Annotated in this window: 4 protein-coding genes and 4 tRNA genes; 1 reads left to right on the top strand and 7 read right to left on the bottom strand. The window is 50.0% G+C overall.

All coding sequences use genetic code 11. The features are described from left to right. The 5 genes from PGQ95_RS26110 to PGQ95_RS26090 form a co-directional block, all read right to left on the bottom strand. The coding region (locus PGQ95_RS26110) for a GTP-binding protein (RefSeq protein WP_000031656.1) at window positions 1-194 on the bottom strand (194 nt) is incomplete at its 3' end. A gap of 115 nt (window positions 195-309) precedes the next feature. After that, window positions 310-385: transfer RNA gene (locus PGQ95_RS26105), tRNA-Thr, on the bottom strand. Between the two features lie 5 nt (window positions 386-390). Beyond that, window positions 391-465 (bottom strand) — tRNA-Gly (locus PGQ95_RS26100). Window positions 466-580: 115 nt separating this feature from the next. Further along, window positions 581-665 (bottom strand) — tRNA-Tyr (locus tag PGQ95_RS26095). Between the two features lie 10 nt (window positions 666-675). Then, window positions 676-751 (bottom strand) — tRNA-Thr (locus PGQ95_RS26090). 430 nt (window positions 752-1,181) lie between these two features. Between PGQ95_RS26090 and coaA the strand changes: the two genes are divergently transcribed. Next, a complete protein-coding gene (coaA, locus tag PGQ95_RS26085; RefSeq protein WP_015368830.1) occupies window positions 1,182-2,132 on the top strand; it encodes a type I pantothenate kinase in 951 nt (316 codons plus the stop codon). A gap of 26 nt (window positions 2,133-2,158) precedes the next feature. Here the strand turns inward: coaA and birA are convergent, their stop codons facing one another. Continuing rightward, complete coding sequence (gene birA, locus PGQ95_RS26080) at window positions 2,159-3,121, bottom strand: bifunctional biotin--[acetyl-CoA-carboxylase] ligase/biotin operon repressor BirA (protein ID WP_087859665.1); 963 nt, start codon at window positions 3,119-3,121, stop codon at window positions 2,159-2,161. Then, window positions 3,118-4,173 carry a UDP-N-acetylmuramate dehydrogenase gene (gene murB / locus PGQ95_RS26075; RefSeq protein WP_259678445.1) on the bottom strand — a complete coding sequence of 352 codons (1,056 nt, stop codon included), beginning with the start codon at window positions 4,171-4,173 and terminating at the stop codon, window positions 3,118-3,120. Before murB ends, birA begins: the two co-directional genes overlap by 4 nt. Window positions 4,174-4,378 lie beyond the last annotated feature (205 nt).

The following is a 4,378-nucleotide window of genomic DNA, read 5'->3' as shown; positions in this document are numbered from 1 at the left end:
GTGTTGATGGTGATACCACGAGCTTTTTCTTCCGGCGCGTTATCGATCTGGTCGAATGCGCGAGCAGCACCGCCGTAGGTTTTAGCCAGTACGGTAGTGATTGCAGCGGTCAGCGTTGTTTTACCATGGTCAACGTGGCCGATAGTACCGACGTTAACGTGCGGTTTTGTACGTTCAAACTTTTCTTTAGACATCGATTGTCCCTCTAAGACACGGATAAATCGGTGATATCACCACATCAACCAGGCAACATGCCCGACTTGTTGAATGCAATAAACAGAGAGAAACAGGGAAGGAGAGATAAAGAAGTGGTGCTGATACCCAGAGTCGAACTGGGGACCTCACCCTTACCAAGGGTGCGCTCTACCAACTGAGCCATATCAGCACGTCTGGAGCGGGCAGCGGGAATCGAACCCGCATCATCAGCTTGGAAGGCTGAGGTAATAGCCATTATACGATGCCCGCATCCTGAAACTCGGCTACCCAGTTCTTTCTGTAACAAAAAAGAGATTGCTCTCTTTAATGTTGAGCTGATTAGTTTACCCAACCAACTCCGGCTACGCAAAGCGTCGCCCGAAAGTGGTGGTGGGGGAAGGATTCGAACCTTCGAAGTCGATGACGGCAGATTTACAGTCTGCTCCCTTTGGCCGCTCGGGAACCCCACCCAAATTGTTATGGTGCCGACTACCGGAATCGAACTGGTGACCTACTGATTACAAGTCAGTTGCTCTACCTACTGAGCTAAGTCGGCATCAAGTAGCGCGCATTCTAGGGAGACCTGCGAGTTCATGCAACTAAAAATTTGCATAAAACGTTCTCTTGCTCACATTTTGTGCTCTTAAGCGAAAAAACGGTGTAATTTCAAACAATGGAGTGCAAAAAAAGCGCATTCCTTAATGCAGAATTTGTTTCGCTGCGCCTGTCAGATACAAGAGTGACGGTTTTTTCACCTGGGAATCCTGGTGGCAGGCGCGATCGCTAACCTGCAAAGATAGCAGACTCGCTTTCTCCCCTCTTTCTACTTATTCATCACTTGTGATGCTGCTATGAGAAAGCGCCCTTCGATGAGTTTTTTTCTTATTATTCCCGGCATTCTGGTGTTACCCTCCTGCCCATTGTCCTGATTAACTAGTGTGAAGCATCACCGCTACCTCTTTTTCGGTGATAGTAAGAACATGCTTATGAGCAAAAAAGAGCAGACGTTAATGACACCCTATCTACAATTTAACCGCAACCAATGGGCTGCACTTCGTGATTCCGTTCCGATGACGCTGACAGAGGAAGAAATCGCGCGGTTAAAAGGCATCAACGAAGATCTTTCGCTGGAAGAAGTCGCCGAGATCTATTTGCCGCTGTCACGTTTGCTCAATTTCTATATCAGTTCCAACCTCCGTCGCCAGGCGGTGCTTGAGCAATTCCTTGGTACCAACGGCCAGCGTATCCCTTACATCATCAGTATTGCAGGTAGCGTAGCGGTGGGTAAAAGTACAACAGCGCGTGTTTTACAGGCGCTGCTTAGCCGCTGGCCGGAACATCGTCATGTTGAACTGATAACTACCGATGGCTTCTTACATCCTAACTCGGTGTTAAAAGAACGCGGCTTGATGAAGAAAAAGGGCTTCCCGCAGTCCTATGATATGCATCGGTTGGTGAAGTTTGTTTCTGACCTGAAATCTGGCGTACCAAATGCCACCGCGCCTGTCTATTCCCATCTGATTTATGATGTTATTCCTGATGGCGATAAAACCGTTGCTCAACCGGATATTCTTATTCTGGAAGGTTTGAACGTTCTGCAGAGCGGGATGGATTATCCGCACGATCCGCATCATGTATTTGTCTCTGACTTTGTCGACTTCTCTATTTATGTCGATGCGCCGGAAGACTTATTAAAGAACTGGTATATCAATCGCTTCCTGAAATTCCGTGAAGGTGCTTTTACCGATCCGGATTCTTATTTCCATAATTACGCTAAACTGTCGAAAGACGAAGCGGTCAATATTGCCACTTCATTATGGAATGAGATCAACCTACTGAACTTAAAAGAAAATATATTACCAACCAGAGAGCGAGCCAGCTTGATAATGACCAAAAGTGCAAATCATTCGGTCGATCAAGTTCGCCTACGGAAATAAAAAAGGGAGCGCAAGCTCCCTTCTGTTTATTCAGCGCTACGCAGCGATATCTCGCCTCCGACCCAAGGTTTAATTACCCCGTCCTGCTCGAGTAATAATGCCCCTTGCGCATCAATTCCGCGAGAAATACCAAATATTTCCTTATCGCCAATAATTAGCTTCACTGGCCGATTGATAAAGTTGTCCAGTTTTTCCCAGCGTGGCAGATAAGGTGTTAAACCTTCCTGTTCGAATAGCTGCAAACCGGTACGTAATGCTTTCACCAGACGCGCCGTCAGGGTGTTACGGTCAATGAAGACTCCCGCCTCCTGAAGGCTGATCCACCCCTGATTGACAACATCAGACTCAACCCGGCGCATCACGAGGTTGATACCAGCACCGCTGACGATCTGCGCGGCATCACCGGTTTTACCTGTCAGTTCTACCAGGATACCGGACAACTTACGGTCCTGCAGATAGATATCATTCGGCCATTTGACCCGAACGTTATCCGCTCCCAGGCTCTGCAGTACTTCCGCAATCACAATACCGATCACCAGGCTCAGACCGATAGCGGCGGCAGGGCCTTGTTCCAGACGCCAGTACATGGAGAGATAAAGATTGGCCCCAAACGGTGAGAACCACTTACGCCCGCGGCGACCACGACCAGCCTGCTGATATTCAGCGACACAGGCATCACCTGACTCCAGTTCGTCCAGACGATCCAGCAAATACTGGTTGGTGGAATCAATCACCGGCAGCACGGTAATACGACCTTGTTTAATCTGCCCGGCAATCTTTTGCTCATCCAGTAATTCGATCGGTTCAGGGAGGCTATAGCCCTTCCCTGGCACGGTAAATACATCAACACCCCAGTCGCGGAGCGTCTGCATATGTTTGTTAATTGCCGCGCGGCTCATTCCCAGGCGTTCGCCGAGTTGTTCACCAGAGTGAAACTCGCCATCCGCCAGAATAGAGATAAGCGTCAGGGGTACGGTATTGTCTTTCATGCAATCACCTCTTCCGCATTCACTTCACCCTGCTCTCCGATGAAGCGCACTTCAGGCTGGAGCCAAACGTTAAATTTCTCGCCCACCTGCTGGCGGACATAGTGTGCCAACCCAACGACATCATCGCTGGTCGCCTGGTTTTCGTTGATCAGTACCAGCGCCTGCTGGCGGTGAACGGCAGCCCCACCGATCGTTTTACCTTTTAGCTGACACTGGTCGATAAGCCAACCGGCCGCCAGCTTAATGCTGCCGTCAGCCTGTGGATAATGTGGCGCATTAGGGAATGCTGCCAGCAACGCCTGGGCGACCTGAGTACTGACGACCGGGTTTTTAAAGAAGCTTCCGGCATTACCATTTACTTTCGGATCCGGTAACTTGGTCATACGCATGTGACAAACGGCATCGAATACCTGGCGTGGGGTAACAGTTTGCGGATCGAGACGGGTTAAATCACCGTAGGTCAGGACAGGCTGCCACGCTTTTTTCAGCCATAGCCCAACAGCCACTATCGCGTAACGATCCTGATATTCATGTTTGAAAATACTGTCGCGATAGCCGAAACGGCACTCTGCGGCAGAGAGGCGCTGCTTGCGACCCGTCTCAAGTTCGATACAGTCTACGTATTCACATACTCGCTGTAGCTCGACGCCATAGGCACCAATATTTTGAATTGGCGACGACCCTGCGCAGCCAGGAATTAAGGCCAGGTTTTCCAGCCCAGGCATTCCATTTTCCAGCGCAAATTGCACCAGTTGATGCCAGTTTTCACCGGCGCCAACGTGCAAACGCCAGGCTTCAGACGTTTCGCTTACCTCGATCCCCATGATGCGGTTGATGATCACCGTGCCGGAATAGTCTTTCAGGAACAGAACGTTGCTTCCTTCTCCAAGGATCAGACAAGGTTGGTGTTCTGCAGCGGCGGCTTGCCAGGCAGCCAGCAACTGTTGTTCATTTTCAGCAAGTACAATTGCTTTGGCAGAATGGCTAATGCCAAAGGTATTCCAGGGTTTGAGGGAGAGGTTCATAGTGGCTTCCTGATGCAAAATCTGCATTAGTTTACCGTATATAGCGAGGGAAGGCTTGCCTGAATAATATCGGTTCAGGGCCGGATTCTAGTCATCATGGGCGTTAATGAATGGCGGCGCAGACCGGGGAAGGATCGGTAGCCCCGGTAAGCGCAGCGCCACCGGGGAGATGGCGGCGCGTCTGGCCGCAAAACACAAAAACAAAAGGCCCAGTCTTCCGACTGAGCCTTTT

The sequence above is a fragment of the Klebsiella sp. 141240 genome, from assembly GCF_050600805.1.
Classification (GTDB): Bacteria; Pseudomonadota; Gammaproteobacteria; order Enterobacterales; family Enterobacteriaceae; genus Klebsiella; species Klebsiella aerogenes.
The sequence above is the reverse complement of the archived record's forward strand: the minus strand, read 5'-3'. Positions and strand labels throughout refer to the sequence as shown.

What these genes read in the sequence shown, in the direction of transcription:
- coaA (WP_015368830.1), top strand. Translation starts at nt 1,182, where the DNA reads ATGAGCAAAAAAGAGCAGACGTTAATGACACCCTATCTACAATTTAAC.
- birA (WP_087859665.1), bottom strand. Translation starts at nt 3,121, where the DNA reads ATGAAAGACAATACCGTACCCCTGACGCTTATCTCTATTCTGGCGGAT.
- murB (WP_259678445.1), bottom strand. Translation starts at nt 4,173, where the DNA reads ATGCAGATTTTGCATCAGGAAGCCACTATGAACCTCTCCCTCAAACCC.